This is a genomic window from Mesorhizobium sp. USDA 4413 (assembly GCF_056280365.1).
In genome coordinates this window covers 4,329,678-4,342,586 of record NZ_JBVPRP010000001.1, presented here as the reverse complement: position 1 = coordinate 4,342,586, position 12,909 = coordinate 4,329,678, and the positions used below count along the sequence as shown (strand labels likewise).

The 12,909-nt window shown below is 62.6% G+C and carries 15 protein-coding genes; 6 read left to right on the top strand and 9 right to left on the bottom strand.

Features of this window, described 5'->3' with window-relative positions:
* Nucleotides 1-66 precede the first annotated feature (66 nt).
* The 3 genes from ACVMIM_RS21220 to moaA form a co-directional block, all read right to left on the bottom strand.
* Nucleotides 67-423: a hypothetical protein gene (locus ACVMIM_RS21220; protein ID WP_476114340.1), complete on the bottom strand. Its 357-nt coding sequence runs from the start codon at nucleotides 421-423 to the stop codon at nucleotides 67-69.
* Nucleotides 424-511: 88 nt separating this feature from the next.
* Nucleotides 512-1,018 (bottom strand): hypothetical protein, encoded by a 507-nt coding sequence (locus tag ACVMIM_RS21215; protein WP_476114338.1) that lies wholly within the window; start codon nucleotides 1,016-1,018, stop codon nucleotides 512-514.
* A 53-nt stretch (nucleotides 1,019-1,071) separates the two neighbouring features.
* Nucleotides 1,072-2,067, bottom strand: coding sequence for a GTP 3',8-cyclase MoaA (gene moaA / locus ACVMIM_RS21210; RefSeq protein ID WP_476114337.1), 996 nt, complete (start codon nucleotides 2,065-2,067; stop codon nucleotides 1,072-1,074).
* 270 nt (nucleotides 2,068-2,337) lie between these two features.
* On the opposite strand from moaA, the gene ACVMIM_RS21205 reads away from it, so the two are divergent.
* Both ACVMIM_RS21205 and ACVMIM_RS21200 read left to right on the top strand, forming a co-directional pair.
* Nucleotides 2,338-2,691: a gamma-butyrobetaine hydroxylase family protein gene (locus ACVMIM_RS21205; RefSeq protein ID WP_040982795.1), complete on the top strand. Its 354-nt coding sequence runs from the start codon at nucleotides 2,338-2,340 to the stop codon at nucleotides 2,689-2,691.
* An 83-nt stretch (nucleotides 2,692-2,774) separates the two neighbouring features.
* Complete coding sequence (locus ACVMIM_RS21200; protein ID WP_476114335.1) at nucleotides 2,775-3,386, top strand: pyridoxamine 5'-phosphate oxidase family protein; 612 nt, start codon at nucleotides 2,775-2,777, stop codon at nucleotides 3,384-3,386.
* Between the two features lie 11 nt (nucleotides 3,387-3,397).
* Here the strand turns inward: ACVMIM_RS21200 and ACVMIM_RS21195 are convergent, their stop codons facing one another.
* Nucleotides 3,398-3,850, bottom strand: a complete 453-nt coding sequence (locus ACVMIM_RS21195) for a MarR family winged helix-turn-helix transcriptional regulator (RefSeq protein ID WP_278048521.1) — start codon at nucleotides 3,848-3,850, stop codon at nucleotides 3,398-3,400.
* A gap of 47 nt (nucleotides 3,851-3,897) precedes the next feature.
* On the opposite strand from ACVMIM_RS21195, the gene ACVMIM_RS21190 reads away from it, so the two are divergent.
* On the top strand, nucleotides 3,898-4,806 hold the full coding sequence (locus ACVMIM_RS21190) for an alpha/beta hydrolase (RefSeq protein WP_476114333.1): 909 nt from the start codon (nucleotides 3,898-3,900) through the stop codon (nucleotides 4,804-4,806).
* On the opposite strand, the gene ACVMIM_RS21185 is transcribed toward ACVMIM_RS21190, so the two are convergent.
* The 3 genes from ACVMIM_RS21185 to ACVMIM_RS21175 all read right to left on the bottom strand — a co-directional run bounded on the left by ACVMIM_RS21185 (nucleotide 4,803) and on the right by ACVMIM_RS21175 (nucleotide 6,713).
* Nucleotides 4,803-5,492: a glycerol-3-phosphate acyltransferase gene (locus ACVMIM_RS21185; protein ID WP_476114331.1), complete on the bottom strand. Its 690-nt coding sequence runs from the start codon at nucleotides 5,490-5,492 to the stop codon at nucleotides 4,803-4,805. The two genes, ACVMIM_RS21190 and ACVMIM_RS21185, sit on opposite strands and share 4 nt — an antisense overlap.
* Nucleotides 5,493-5,526: 34 nt before the next feature.
* A complete protein-coding gene (locus ACVMIM_RS21180; RefSeq protein WP_040994826.1) occupies nucleotides 5,527-5,928 on the bottom strand; it encodes a rhodanese-like domain-containing protein in 402 nt (133 codons plus the stop codon).
* Nucleotides 5,929-6,101: 173 nt separating this feature from the next.
* Nucleotides 6,102-6,713 (bottom strand): TetR/AcrR family transcriptional regulator, encoded by a 612-nt coding sequence (locus ACVMIM_RS21175; protein WP_476117322.1) that lies wholly within the window; start codon nucleotides 6,711-6,713, stop codon nucleotides 6,102-6,104.
* Nucleotides 6,714-6,824: 111 nt separating this feature from the next.
* On the opposite strand from ACVMIM_RS21175, the gene ACVMIM_RS21170 reads away from it, so the two are divergent.
* On the top strand, nucleotides 6,825-7,571 hold the full coding sequence (locus tag ACVMIM_RS21170; RefSeq protein WP_476114330.1) for a 3-oxoacyl-ACP reductase family protein: 747 nt from the start codon (nucleotides 6,825-6,827) through the stop codon (nucleotides 7,569-7,571).
* A 221-nt stretch (nucleotides 7,572-7,792) separates the two neighbouring features.
* Complete coding sequence (locus ACVMIM_RS21165; protein WP_476114328.1) at nucleotides 7,793-9,679, top strand: L,D-transpeptidase family protein; 1,887 nt, start codon at nucleotides 7,793-7,795, stop codon at nucleotides 9,677-9,679.
* Nucleotides 9,680-9,743: 64 nt separating this feature from the next.
* Here ACVMIM_RS21165 and ACVMIM_RS21160 read toward each other — a convergent pair whose 3' ends face one another.
* Entirely contained in the window at nucleotides 9,744-10,223 is a 480-nt protein-coding gene (locus ACVMIM_RS21160) for a hypothetical protein (RefSeq protein ID WP_476114327.1), read from the bottom strand.
* 197 nt (nucleotides 10,224-10,420) lie between these two features.
* Nucleotides 10,421-10,678 (bottom strand): PepSY domain-containing protein, encoded by a 258-nt coding sequence (locus ACVMIM_RS21155; protein WP_476114325.1) that lies wholly within the window; start codon nucleotides 10,676-10,678, stop codon nucleotides 10,421-10,423.
* Nucleotides 10,679-11,095: 417 nt separating this feature from the next.
* Between ACVMIM_RS21155 and ACVMIM_RS21150 the strand changes: the two genes are divergently transcribed.
* Nucleotides 11,096-12,877, top strand: coding sequence for an adenylate/guanylate cyclase domain-containing protein (locus tag ACVMIM_RS21150; RefSeq protein ID WP_476114323.1), 1,782 nt, complete (start codon nucleotides 11,096-11,098; stop codon nucleotides 12,875-12,877).
* The last annotated feature ends 32 nt before the right edge of the window (nucleotides 12,878-12,909 follow it).

The window sequence follows — 12,909 nt, the reverse complement described above, 5'->3', positions numbered from 1 at the left end:
GCCAAAAGAAATGGGCCACGAATTTCTACGCGGCCCATGAGATCGATTTGTCGAGGCTCCGAAGACTTACTTCGGCGTCAGCACTTCGGTGCCGTTGCCGTTCTGGCCGGCGATGGTCCATAGCCCATGCAGGGAGCCGTCCTTCTCGATCTTGTAGACGACAAGACCGACTTCCTTGCCCATCGCGTAGCCGGCGGAAAACGCATTGTCGTTACGTATGCAGATACCGTCCGAAGTCGAGCCGCCGGTTTCCCAGTGGATCGTGCAGGTCGTGTCGCTGGTCAGCGTGATCGTTGCCTCGCCGCCATATTTCGAGCCGTCGAAATTGGTGCCGGCGACGGTGTAGGTGCCGCCGATCGACTGAGCAGCGGCCGGCATGGAGGCGATCCCAAGCATAGCAAGTGAAAGCATGAATGTGCGCATGTGCACTCCCCCTAGAGCGAAAATCGCGCTTCGAAGGCTAGGCCGGAAAAGGCCCGCGGTAAATCGGGCGGCGGATGGCTTGCAGGGTTTATTTCGAGTGTGGCCCGGTCGCCTCGTGCAGGCTTGCGGCAATGGCGCCGACCAGCGGGTCGTATTTCGCCTTGAGCGCCGCGGGATACTCGATGAAGACGGTGTGGACGACATCCTCCTTTCCGAACACGGATCGACGATAGAAGATGTTGTCGCCCTTCGTGCCCGACAGCACCGCCCACTTCTTGCCGGTCTTGCTGTAGGTGACTTTTTCTCCCGGCTCCGGGCTGGCTTTTTCGTTCTGAACGAGACTGTCGGGCGTGTCGTCGAGTGCATTGTAGCTACCGTAATAGGCCACGCTGGCGCCGTCGGCGCTTTGCCACTCCAGGCCATCGCCGTTTTCGGGCTCGGGCATGCGGTTGCTGAAAATCTGGTCGGGGAAGGTGCACACGGTGCCGAAGCGCGCGTTGACATAGGTGAACGGCTTGGCCAGCGCCGTTGTCGTCAAGTTCATCAACAAGAACAGAAGCGCGGAATACAAGCCGATGCGACGAAGATGCTGCATGATACCCCCCGGTCGATGACCAAAGGCGATCCTGCACCAAATTGCAGAAAAAATCAGCCGCCGGTGACGCTCATATGCCGCGACACCGAAGGACGGCTGGTGCGGCGGTCGATGACGAAATCATGGCCCTTGGGCTTGCGGCCGATGGCCTCGTCGATCGTCTCGCCGAGCAGCTCGTTGCCTTCGGAGGCGCGCAGCGGCGCCCTCAGGTCGGCGGCGTCCTCCTGGCCAAGGCACATGTAGAGCGTACCGGTGCAGGTCAGCCGCACGCGGTTGCAGCTCTCGCAGAAATTATGCGTCATCGGCGTGATGAAGCCGAGCCTGCCGCCGGTCTCGGCGACATGGACATAACGGGCAGGACCGCCGGTCTTGTAAGGTATGTCGGTGAGCGTGAACTGGCGCTCCAGCGAGGCGCGCAGCAGCGACAGCGGCAGATACTGGTCGGTGCGGTCGGCATCGATCTCGCCCATCGGCATCGTCTCGATGAGGGTGAGGTCCATGCCGCGGCCATGTGCCCAGCGCATCAGCTCAGGGATTTCGGCATCGTTGAAGTCTCGCAGCGCGACCGTATTGAGCTTGATCTTCAGCCCGGCCTTCTGCGCGGCGTCGATACCTTCCATCACCTTGCCGAGATTGCCCCAGCGCGTGATCTGGTGGAATTTCGCGGCATCCAGCGTGTCGAGCGAGACGTTGATGCGCTTGACGCCGCAATCGGCGAGCTCGGCGGCGAAGCGTGACAGCTGCGAGCCGTTGGTTGTGAGCGTCAGCTCTTCCAGGGCACCCGTCTCCAGATGCCGCGACAGTTGACGCACCAGATGCATGATGTTCTTGCGCACCAGCGGCTCGCCGCCGGTCAGCCGCAGCTTCTTCACGCCCTTTTCGATGAAAACGGTGCAGAGCCGGTCAAGCTCTTCCAATGAAAGCAGATCCTTCTTCGGCAGGAAGGTCATGTCCTCGGCCATGCAATAGGTGCAGCGGAAATCGCACCGGTCGGTGACCGATACGCGCAGATAGCTGATCGTGCGACCGAAGGGGTCGAGCATGTCCATTGCAAGCGTTTCCCGTGCCCTAAGCGGCGTCGTTATATACAGCTATGTGATACGATCCAACGCCGCATTCAAGATAGAAGGTCTTGATCTTTGGTAACATTCCCCGACCGACATCGCGTGTCGGCTGCCCAAAGCGCGTTACGAGCTTTAGGTCTTATCGCGTTGCATGTCCCGGAACCGCTGCGCACTTCTGTGCGACCTGCATTGGCATGATCTTTCCGGATCGTGCGAAGCGGCGTAGGGAAGGGCGCAACCCAGACAGGACCAGCTATGACCGCGCCAAAGGAACTCAGGGTCTCGAAGGACCGCAAGCTGCTGACCGTAACCTTTCCCGGTCATCAACCGTTCGAATTGCCGGCGGAGTTTTTGCGCGTGGCCTCGCCATCGGCGGAAGTGCAAGGCCATTCGCCGGAACAGCGCGTGACCGTGCCCGGCAAACGCAATGTCGCGATCCTCAAGATCGAGCCGGTCGGCAATTATGCAGTGCGCATCACCTTCGACGATTTCCACGACACCGGCATCTTCACCTGGAACTATCTGCATACGCTCGGCCACGAAAAGGACGAGCGCTGGAACGCCTATCTTGCCGAGCTGGCCGAGAAGGGGCTGAGTCGGGATCGCTAGCCTGGGGCGGGCAATCCAATATCGGCTGTCGTCAAGGCGTCATGGACATCGGGTAGCGCCGGCAAAAGGTCAGGGGGAAGAAGATGTCGCGCATCACATCCGTCGAACAGCTCGAGGCCCTCTACGGGCTGCCGGGCGAGGCTTCGGTCGTCAAGGAACTCGACCATGTGATTCCCGAATATGCCGCCTTCATCGAGGCCTCGCCCTTCGTGGCGCTCGCGACCAGTGGGCCTGAGGGACTGGACTGCTCGCCGCGCGGCGATCTCGCCGGCTTCGTGCGCATCGTCGATGACAAGACGCTGATGATGCCGGACAGGCGCGGCAACAACCGCGCCGATTCGCTGAAGAACATCATTCGCGATCCGCGCGTTGGGCTGCTCTTCCTGGTGCCGGGCTCGGGCACCACGCTGCGCGTCAACGGCCGCGCGCATGTCACGACCGACGCCGGGCTTTGCGCGTCCTTCATCGTCGACGGCAAGCCGGCCCGCTCGGTCACCGTCATTGATGTCGACGCCGTCTATTTCCAGTGCGCCCGCGCCATCGTGCGGTCGGAACTCTGGAACCGGGCCAGGCATGTCGATCCGAAGTCGCTGCCGACACCCGGCCGGATCTTAGAGGTCACCAGCCGCAAGAGCATCGACGGCGAGACCTACGACCAGGAATGGCCGGAACGGGCGACGAAGACGATGTGGTAGTCGGAAGCCGTTCAGGCTTCCTTCAGCACGTCGGCGATCTTGCGCATCTGTTCGCCGATCATGTCGCACTGTTCCGGCGTCGACTGGCTCATCGCCTTCTCGATCAGTGCCATGTGAATCTTCAGCGCCTTCATCAGCAGGGCCTCACCCGCCTCGGTGAGGTTCAGCCGCAGCACCCGCTTGTCCTTCTCGTCGCCCTCGCGGCGCACCAGCCCACGCGTCTCGAGCTGGGGCAACAGCATGGTGACGTTGGAGCGGCCGACCAGGAGCCTGCGGGCAAGGTCATGCTGCGACATGCCGGGGTGCCGGTAGAGGTTCATCAACACGTCGAGCTGCGCCGGCTTGAGGTCGAGCGGGGCGAGCTTCACCGCCAGGGTGCGCTCCAGCACATGGCAGGCGCGCGCCACCGCAACCCAGTTGCGAAAGCGAGGATTGTCCCAGGGCAGCTCTTGCTTAATGTTCATGTTTGAACTATTATGTTCATGCTTGAACGAATGGATGGACTGCCAATATGGCATCATTTGGAATGAAGGTCATCCGGGGCGTTTTCGGCGCGGCCGAGCATGTTGCGCCGCGTCTTGGCGGCCGTGCCGCGTTCGAATTGTTTTGCCGGACACCCAGCGTCAAGGCCTTGAGCGACGGCGAACGCCGCGCGGTCGAGCGGGCCTCAGCCTTCATGGCCGAGGCGCGCCATCACCGGCTGAAGACCAGGACGGACTGCGTCGCCGTGCATGAATTCCGGCCGGAACCGGGCAGGGAGTCGCGCGGCACGGTGCTCGTCATCCATGGCTGGCGCTCGCGCACCGAATATATGCGCGCTTTGATCGAAGGGTTTCGCGGCGCCGACTACAAGGTCGTCTCGCTCGACCTGCCTGGACACGGCCATTCGCTTGGCCGCCATCTCAATATGGTGAATGCCGTGGACGCGGCGCGGGTCGCCGGCGAATGGTTCGGTCCCTTTGCCGCCGTCGTCGGCCACTCCTTCGGCGGCGCGATTGCCGCCAATGCCGTCGCGGCCTCGGTCAAGGGCATGCCGCCGCTCAAGGCGCAGAAGCTGGTGCTCATTGCCGCGCCGAGCTCCTTGCCCGCGATCTTCGACGATTTCAGCGACATGATGAATGTCGGGCCACGCTCCCGCGTCGCAATGGCAGACAGGGTGAAACACCTTTCCGGGCGGCCGCTCAGCGAATTCACCGGCGATCGCCAGCTGGCCGCGGCATCCGTGCCGACACTGATCATCCACGCGCCCGACGATCGCGAGGTCCATGCCGACCACGCGAAGCGCTATGCGGGCGTCGGCGAGCATGTCCACCTGCACTGGGCCGACGGGCTCGGCCATCGCCGCATCCTCGCGGACAGGGATGTGGTTGCACGGGCGGTGGGTTTCGTGACCGGGCAGCGCGAAACGGCGCTGCACTAGGAGCTTTGCGCGCCTGCGTTCGGCCCCTGGCTGCTGTGGCCGAGGCGCGGCTCCGTCCCGGCCAGCAGCCGCTGGATGTTGGCGCGATGGCGCAGGATCACATAGAGGCTGCCCGCGATCACCAGCAACCGATAGGGCAATGGTTGCTCCAGTCCGCAGACAAGCGCGACCGCCGTCAGTGCCGCCAGCATCGAGCTTAAGGACACGATCCGGAAAGAGCGAGCGAGGTCGCAAATGCAGCCGCAGCTCCCAACCCTACGGGCCATGATATTGCCAGCAGCACGCCCAGCCCTGTCGCGGCGGATTTTCCGCCCGTGAAATTCAACCAGACCGACCGGCCATGCCCGAGCAATACGGCAAGTCCGGCGAGGCATGACGGCCCAAGGCCCCCAGATTTGCAGTTCGAGCGCCGTCGGCGGCGCCGCCGACGATATCGTGAAGCACCACGGGTAAAACCGGCGAACAAAGACGACAGCTGCAACGCCTTTCAGCACATCGACCGCCAGCACCGCCAGCGCTGGCCATTTGCCCAAGGTTCTGAGCACGTTGGTCGCGCCGGTGGATCTGGAGCCGTGCTCGCGTATGTCGATGCCCTTAAGCAGTCTGCCGGCCAGATAGCCGGAGGGCGTCGAACCGAGAAGATAAGCGACCGCCAATCCAACTGCGCTCGCTATCCAGAAAACCATTTGGGTCGGTCCCAGCTGTTGCGGAAGACTGTGATCAGTCCGCCTTCTTTTTCTGCCCCGGCTCCACGGGCAGCCCGGCCGCCTTCCAGGCGGTGTAGCCGCCGAGGATATGCTTGACCGGCGTCAGGCCCATATCCTGCGCGGTCTTGGTGGCCAAAGCCGAACGCCAGCCGCCGGCGCAGAAGAAAACGAAGGTCTTGCCGCTGGCGAAGAATGGCTTGTGGTAAGGGCTTTCGGGATCGATCCAGAATTCCAGCATGCCGCGCGTCACATGCTTGGCGCCGGGGATCTTGCCGTCGCGCTCGACCTCGCGCGGGTCGCGCAGATCGACGAATATCGTCTCGTCATCCTCCAGCAGCCCCGCGGCCTCCTCCGGCGACACAACCTCGATCTCGGCATTCGCTTCGTCGAGAAGCTGGCGATACCCTTTCTTCACGTCAGATCCTCCCGGCCACGTTCGTCGGGGCCGCCGGAATTTCGATCACAAAGCCTGACGTTTGTCACGGGGTCAGGCGTTAGATCGTGATGACCTTCGTTGAATCGCCATCACGGTCTAACTCTTTGTTGGAGCATAATGTTTCTCCGAAAACCGATTCCCACTTTTCGGGATCATCCTCTAGCGCCGGCCATCGTCGTCCATGCCGCCATGGCGCCGGCAACGGTCGCCATAAGGGCGGCATGGGTTGCGCCGTCGCGCGCCTGGATCGACATGCCATGCTGTACGGTGGCGAAAAAGGTGGCCGCGGCCTGGCAATCGAAGCCGGCAGGCAGTTCGCCTTCAGCCACTGCCCGCTCTAGACGTCTTTCAAGCGCCGTCTGATTTTCGGCGCGTCGGCGGCGCAGATCCTGGCAGATCAGCCCCTGCGTCGAATCCTGATGCAAGGCTCCGAGCGCGATCAGGCAACCCTGCGGCCGGTCGGTCTGTGAATAGGCCCGGGCGGTCTCAGTCAAAAACCCCTCGATCGCGCGCCGCGCGGTCGGGGCTTCTTCGAGCGTCGACCAGATATCGGTGCCTTCGCTGCGCGTGTAGAGGTCGGTTGCTTCGAGGAAGAGCGCCTCCTTGCTGCCAAAAGCGGCGTAGAGGCTTGGCGAATTGATGCCCATGGCCGCGGTCAGGTCGCTGACCGAGGCGCCTTCATAGCCCTTGGCCCAGAAGACCTCCATCGCCCGACGTAAGGCGGCGGCTCGATCAAAGCTGCGCGGGCGACCTCTTTCCGACACGGTGTCCTTCTGGTGGCTCATTTCTGTGTTGATCGATACATAATTCACTTGACGGCATTCGGCAAGCTTGGCAGGTATTTATGTATCGATCGCTACATAAAGGAGAATCCAATGTCTTCCAACCAGTTGCGCGGCAAGGCTGCATTCGTCACCGGCGGCAGCCGTGGTATAGGCGCAGCCATCGCGAAAAGATTGGCGCGTGACGGCGCAAGCGTCGCCTTGACCTATGTGAATGGCGAGGCGCAGGCGCGCGCCGTGGTCGATGAAATCGAGGCGGCCGGCGGGCGCGCCATCGCCGTCAAGGCCGACGGGCGCGATGCCCGGGCGATCGAGAGCGCCGTCGACCGGGCAATGAATGCGTTCGGGCGGCTCGACATCCTGGTCAACAGCGTCGGCATTTGGCGCGCCGCGCCGATCGATGTCTTGTCGCTCGCCGATTTCGACGAGAGCATGGAGGTCAATCTCAGAGCGCCTTTCGTCGCCTCCAAGGCTGCGGCGCGGCATATGGCGGATGGCGGCAGGATCATCTCGATCGGCAGCAATCTGGCCGAGCGCGTGACGGATCCGGGCCTCAGCGCCTATTCGACCAGCAAGGCGGCGCTGATCGGACTGACGAAGGCTTTGGCGCGCGACCTCGGTCCGCGCGGTATCACTGCCAATGTTGTCCACCCGGGTTCGACCGACACGGACATGAATCCCGCCAATGGGCCTCATGCGGAGCACCAGCGCCGGAAGATGGCAACACCGCGCTTCGGCGAGGCCGAGGAGATCGCGGGAATGGTGGCCTGGTTGGCTAGCCCCGAAGGACGCTTCGTCACCGGGGCGTCGTTGACCATGGATGGCGGCGCCAACGCCTGATTGTTTTTTCGACAGCTTTGCGAGCGCGTGGGGTCCGGAGCAATCGCCGCTTTGGGTCTCACGATGATGTGAAACCGTTCTGCAACATGGCTCCGGAAATTTATGGAAGCTTAACGAAATCAGTATGAATCGGTATAGTCACGTCATACATCCGCAATGCGGAGGGCGGGACCGTCCAGCGGCACGGAACGGGAACCGGTTTCAACCGGTGCGGGTGAAGCATGAAAATCCTCGGGAACAAAAAAGCCGTCCTGCCGATGGCAATCGCGGCAACGCTTGCCCTCGGGCAGCAGCCGGCAAGCGCGCAAGGGCTGTTCGACATGCTGTTCGGCGGCGGCATCCGGCACAACCCGCAAGGCGAATTTCCGCCGCCGCCGAAGCCGCGCAAGATACGGCCGGCTGTGCCCGCCGGAGAGGGTGGTGGCAGCGTCAGGATCAGCAGCCCGACCTACAATACTTACAGGGCCGACAAGCTCGTGCGGGTCGATTTCAAGTCGCTGCTGCCGGCACCCCAGCCGGTGACCGCGCAGGACGCGGCCTTTGTTCCGTCGGTGACGAGCAACAGCTTCCGCGATGCCGTCGCAGGCTTGAGCGATTACGAGCTGTTCGCCGAGCCGGATATCGCCAAGGCGCTGATCGCCTATTATTCGGCCAATCCGGACTTCATCTGGGTGAGCGACAATGCCCCCAACAGCCGGGCGCAGGATGCGGTGCGTGCCCTGGGCGAGGCGGCGAGCTACGGCTTGACGCCAGCCGACTACTCCGTCGATGTTCCGGCTTCCTCAAGCTCCGCCACGCCGGAAGAGCGGACCAAGGAGCTGGTCCGCTTCGAGATGGCGCTGTCGGCGCGTGTGCTGCGCTATGCGCATGATGCCCAGAGCGGCCGCGTCGACCCCAACCGGATGACCGGCTACTATGATTTCCCGGCCAAGCCCTTCGATCTGGAAGGTGCGCTGAAGACGCTGGCGCATACCCAGGAGGTCCGCACCTATCTGGAATCGCGGCATCCGCAAAATGCCGAGTACCAGGCGCTGCGCGTCGAACTGGAGGCGCTCGAGACCAGCGAGGAAAACGAGATCGTCGTCGATCCCAAATTGCTGCTTAAGCCCGGCGAGAGCAGCCCGGAACTGCCCAAATTGCTGACGCTGATCGCCCGCAATCTCGACGATGAGACGGGCGGCAGTTACGGCGAAGTTCTCGCCAGGCTGGGCAAGAGCGAGGTGTACGAACCGGAGCTGGTGCCGGTGATCAAGGCCGTGCAGCAGCGCGCCGGCATGAAGGGCGACGGCGTTATCGGCCCGCGCACGGTGGCTTCGCTGGCTGGCACGTCGAAGGCCGACAAGATCGAGAAGGTCAAGGTGGCGCTCGAGGAATTGCGCTGGATGCCGTCGGATCTCGGCAGCCCGCGCGTTTTCATCAACCAGCCCGCCTTCACCGCCAGCTATATCGACAATGGCGAGGAGAAGCTGAAGACCCGCGCGGTCATCGGCCGGGTCACCAACCAGACCGCCTTCTTCTACAACCAGATCAAGCAGGTTGACTTCCATCCCTATTGGGGCGTGCCGCAGTCGATCATCGTCAACGAGATGCTGCCAAGGCTGCGCAGCGATCCGGGCTATCTCGACCGCGCAGGCTATGAGGTGACGGATTCGCGCGGCAAGCGTATCCCGTCGGCGGCGGTCGATTGGGGCGCGTATGGCGCCAACATTCCGTTCAGCGTACGTCAGCAGCCAAGCGAGGCCAATGCTTTGGGCGAGCTGAAGATTCTCTTCCCCAACAAGCATGCCATCTACATGCACGACACGCCGCAGAAGTCGTTCTTCGCGCGCGACATGCGGGCGCTCAGCCATGGCTGCGTGCGGTTGCAGGATCCGCGCGGCATGGCCGCCGCCGTGCTGGGCACCACGGTCGACGATATCGCCGAGAAGCTAAAGCACGGCCATTCGACCGAGAATGTCACGCGCGTCATCCCGGTCTATGTCGCCTATTTCACTGCTTGGCCGGACATGTCCGGCAAGGTCGAGTATTTCGACGACGTCTATGACCGCGATTCCAAGCTGATGCAGGCGCTGGACGCGACCGAAGCGGTGCGCACGCCGGCAAGCTGACCGCTTTTTACTCTGATGCAATTCCGGACGGAGGGCTACGGCGAACCCGCCGAGCCTGACCGCTTCACACTTTTCCTGGAATTGCTTTGACCAACGGCCGGCGGAAGCCGGCGTCGCGGCCGGCGATCAACCAATAGACCAGGCCGGCCACCAGGCCGGCGCCGGCGACAATGCCCATGTCGGCCCAGCGTTCCGGGTCATCGGTGGCATCGGGCCAGATCAGCATGAAACCGGCAGCCGCGGCGGCAGCGCCGAAGACCATGTGCAGCCAAAAGCTGCGTATGGAGAAGAGCTCGGCAATCAGGGCAAAGACCAGCGTCTGCATCCCCGTCAGGATAATCGTCAGGAAATAGACGAACATGCCGAGCGGCGGCACCACCAGAACGGCGACCGGCGTGAACTCCATAAGCCCGAAATAAGCTGGCGTGTTCGGCAGCGAGCTCAATACCGCGTAGATCACCACCACGGCGATCAACCCGATAAGCACAGCGACCAGATAGCCGACAAGCACCATCAGGATGCGCTTCAGGACGTATCCGATCATTGCCATGCACCCCCGTGCCCGCAATCATGACGGGCAGTCAGCCACCAAAGCTTTATCGATGCAAGTGTGGTCCGTCGCGCCGGGTTTTCGCGCGCGGCACAGGAGTGTTCAGTGCCAAAGCACAGAGGTAGGAAAACCGGGCAGGGTCTGTGCTTCGGTAGATCTGGCGGGACGTCAAGGCGGGCAGGCGAGGCAGCCTATTTGGGTTCGCCGGTCACCGGGTCGTAGGTGATTTGGACCTTGGCCTTGTCCGTGGTGTAGTAGGTGACGGTGTAGCCGTCGCTATCCCAAGCGACCTCCTTCACATAGCGGAAGTCGGTGCGGTGCTCGACCTTGGCGACGATTTCCGAGAGCTTCTTGGCATTCTGCGGCGGCAGTGGTTTGTCATCCGCCGCGGAGGCCGGTCCGGCGGCCAGGAAGACCGCGATCCCGGTTGCCAAAACAACAGTGCGCATGAGAGCCCTCAAATCTCGGTTGGCAAATGCGGTCAGAAACTCGCACCTGGGTAGGTTGGTTCCGCTGCGTAAGAATAACGCTTCCCGAAGCGTTTGCCTTGATACGGCCAATCCATGTCCGCCGGGAACCAATTCAGGGATCGCTTGGCGCGAAAGGTGGTTTGATTTCAAAAGCTAGAAGCGGTGCCTGGAGACGCCGCTCGATGTAACGAAGGACTAACCATGCGCCGGATGGCGAGTTTGTCATATTAGCTGTTCGTAGTAGAGCTTTGGGCAAGACCCTGATAGAGTTCTGGTCATAACAGGGTGGCAACGGCGCGCCGGACCTGCCGGGGATCTCCATCGGCAGACGGCGACGTGTTTCTTTGAGCGCAGGTCGCCTGTTCTGGACTGGAAGCGGGGACTGGGGGCTCGATCATGGCTGAACGGAATTATACCCGTCAGCTTGCGACAATTATTTCGATTGACGCCGTAGGATTCTCGCGACTGATGGGCATCGACGACGAGCTCGCCGTCGCCGCCTTCGAGGAAAGACGCGACATCATCGCCGACAGTTGCGGCGCCTTTGGCGGGCGCACGTTCGGCGATGCCGGCGACAGCATCATGGCCGAATTCGGCACCCCGATCGAAGCCCTGCGCGCGGCCTTCGATTTCCAGTCCCGGATCGCGGCGCTGAATGCCGCGGTCGCTGAGGACATGCGCATGCCGTTCCGCGCTGGGATCAACACCGGCGACGTCATCGTCCGGGAAGGCCGGCTCTATGGCGACGACGTGAACATCGCAGCCCGGCTGCAGGAATTCGCGCCGCATGACGGCGTCGCCATCTCGGCGACGACATGGCATCACGTGAAGGACAAGACGTCGGCCGTCTTCACCGATCTCGGCGAATTCAGCCTGAAGAACATCGCCTTGCCGGTGCAGGTCCTGATCGCCGGCCGCGGCGGCAACGGCCCCGTCGCGGCGGCTTCCTTGGCTTCCATCTCCGCCACGCCCGGCCATTACAGGCCGATCGCCAAAGGCCCCCCCGCAATCGCCGTGCTGCCGTTCCAGGGCAACGGAAGCGAACCCGATGTCGGCTATATGGCCGACGGCATCGCCGAGGATATCATATACGGCCTTTCCAACACGCGCTGGCTTTCGGTCATCGCCAAGGGCTCCAGCTTCCAGTTTCGCGACGACAGCCTGGGCACAAGGCTCATCGGCAATGCGCTCGGCGCGCGCTACATCGTCAGCGGCACGCTGGCGCAGTCCGACAGGCAGATCCGCCTCAACACGTCGCTCACCGACACCTCGAACGGGCGCCTGGTCTGGTCGCAACGCTTCGACCGCGATCTCGTCGACATCTTCAGCCTGCGCGACCAGATCGGCAGTGAGATCGTTTCCATCCTCGACAAGGAGGTCGACCGCGCCGAGCAGGCGCGCACGTTCCAGGTGCCGTGGGAAAGCCTCGAAACCTGGCAATTGGTCAGGCGTGGCCGTTGGCACATGAACAGGCGCACCCGCCGCGACACCGACATTGCCCTCGAATTCTTCGAGAGAGCCTACCGGGACGATCCGAATTCGAGCGCCGTGCTCAACGAGCTCGCATGGTGGTATTTCTGGCGGGCGTGGCTTCGTTTCGGCGACAGCGACGATCTCGAGAAAGTCGAGACGCTTGCACGCAAGGCGCTGCTGATGGACAGCCTCGATGCGCGTCCGCATGCCTATCTCGGCGCAGCCGACATCATGCGCGGCCTGCCGGCATTGGCGGCTGAGCACCTTGCCGAGGCGATCCACATCAATCCGAGCTTTGCCTTCGCCCGCTCGGCCATGGGCAGCGCGCGGCTTTTGCTTGGCGATGCGACCGGGGCAATCCCATTCTTCCTCGACACCGATCGGTTGAGCCCGTTCGACCTTTATCGCTTCCACAATCTGGGGGAACTGGCCGCGGCCTATTGCTTCGTCGAGGACTGGCCGGCCGCGATCGCCACCGCCGAGCGCTCGCTCAACCTTTCGCCGGGCTATTTCTACGCCAGGTTCCTGAAGATAGGCGCGCTGATGAGAAGCGGCCGGCGCGACGAAGCGGCGCGCGAGCTTGCGATTTTCATGACCAGGCACCCCGATTTTTCCGAGCAGAGGATACGCTGGATACCGTTCGTGGACCCGGCCAAGAACAATTTCCTGATCGGCAATTTCGATCTGGCCAAGTCCGCAGCATGATCACTGGGTAGACTAACAAATGACTGTGAGCG

Bases quoted from the DNA above. Each gene is read 5' to 3' on its own strand.
- ACVMIM_RS21215 (WP_476114338.1), bottom strand. From the start codon at position 1,018: ATGCAGCATCTTCGTCGCATCGGCTTGTATTCCGCGCTTCTGTTCTTG.
- ACVMIM_RS21185 (WP_476114331.1), bottom strand. From the start codon at position 5,492: ATGGTTTTCTGGATAGCGAGCGCAGTTGGATTGGCGGTCGCTTATCTT.
- ACVMIM_RS21160 (WP_476114327.1), bottom strand. From the start codon at position 10,223: ATGATCGGATACGTCCTGAAGCGCATCCTGATGGTGCTTGTCGGCTAT.
- ACVMIM_RS21195 (WP_278048521.1), bottom strand. From the start codon at position 3,850: ATGAACATTAAGCAAGAGCTGCCCTGGGACAATCCTCGCTTTCGCAAC.
- ACVMIM_RS21165 (WP_476114328.1), top strand. From the start codon at position 7,793: ATGAAAATCCTCGGGAACAAAAAAGCCGTCCTGCCGATGGCAATCGCG.
- ACVMIM_RS21155 (WP_476114325.1), bottom strand. From the start codon at position 10,678: ATGCGCACTGTTGTTTTGGCAACCGGGATCGCGGTCTTCCTGGCCGCC.
- ACVMIM_RS21190 (WP_476114333.1), top strand. From the start codon at position 3,898: ATGGCATCATTTGGAATGAAGGTCATCCGGGGCGTTTTCGGCGCGGCC.
- ACVMIM_RS21200 (WP_476114335.1), top strand. From the start codon at position 2,775: ATGTCGCGCATCACATCCGTCGAACAGCTCGAGGCCCTCTACGGGCTG.
- ACVMIM_RS21205 (WP_040982795.1), top strand. From the start codon at position 2,338: ATGACCGCGCCAAAGGAACTCAGGGTCTCGAAGGACCGCAAGCTGCTG.
- ACVMIM_RS21220 (WP_476114340.1), bottom strand. From the start codon at position 423: ATGCGCACATTCATGCTTTCACTTGCTATGCTTGGGATCGCCTCCATG.
- ACVMIM_RS21150 (WP_476114323.1), top strand. From the start codon at position 11,096: ATGGCTGAACGGAATTATACCCGTCAGCTTGCGACAATTATTTCGATT.
- ACVMIM_RS21170 (WP_476114330.1), top strand. From the start codon at position 6,825: ATGTCTTCCAACCAGTTGCGCGGCAAGGCTGCATTCGTCACCGGCGGC.
- moaA (WP_476114337.1), bottom strand. From the start codon at position 2,067: ATGGACATGCTCGACCCCTTCGGTCGCACGATCAGCTATCTGCGCGTA.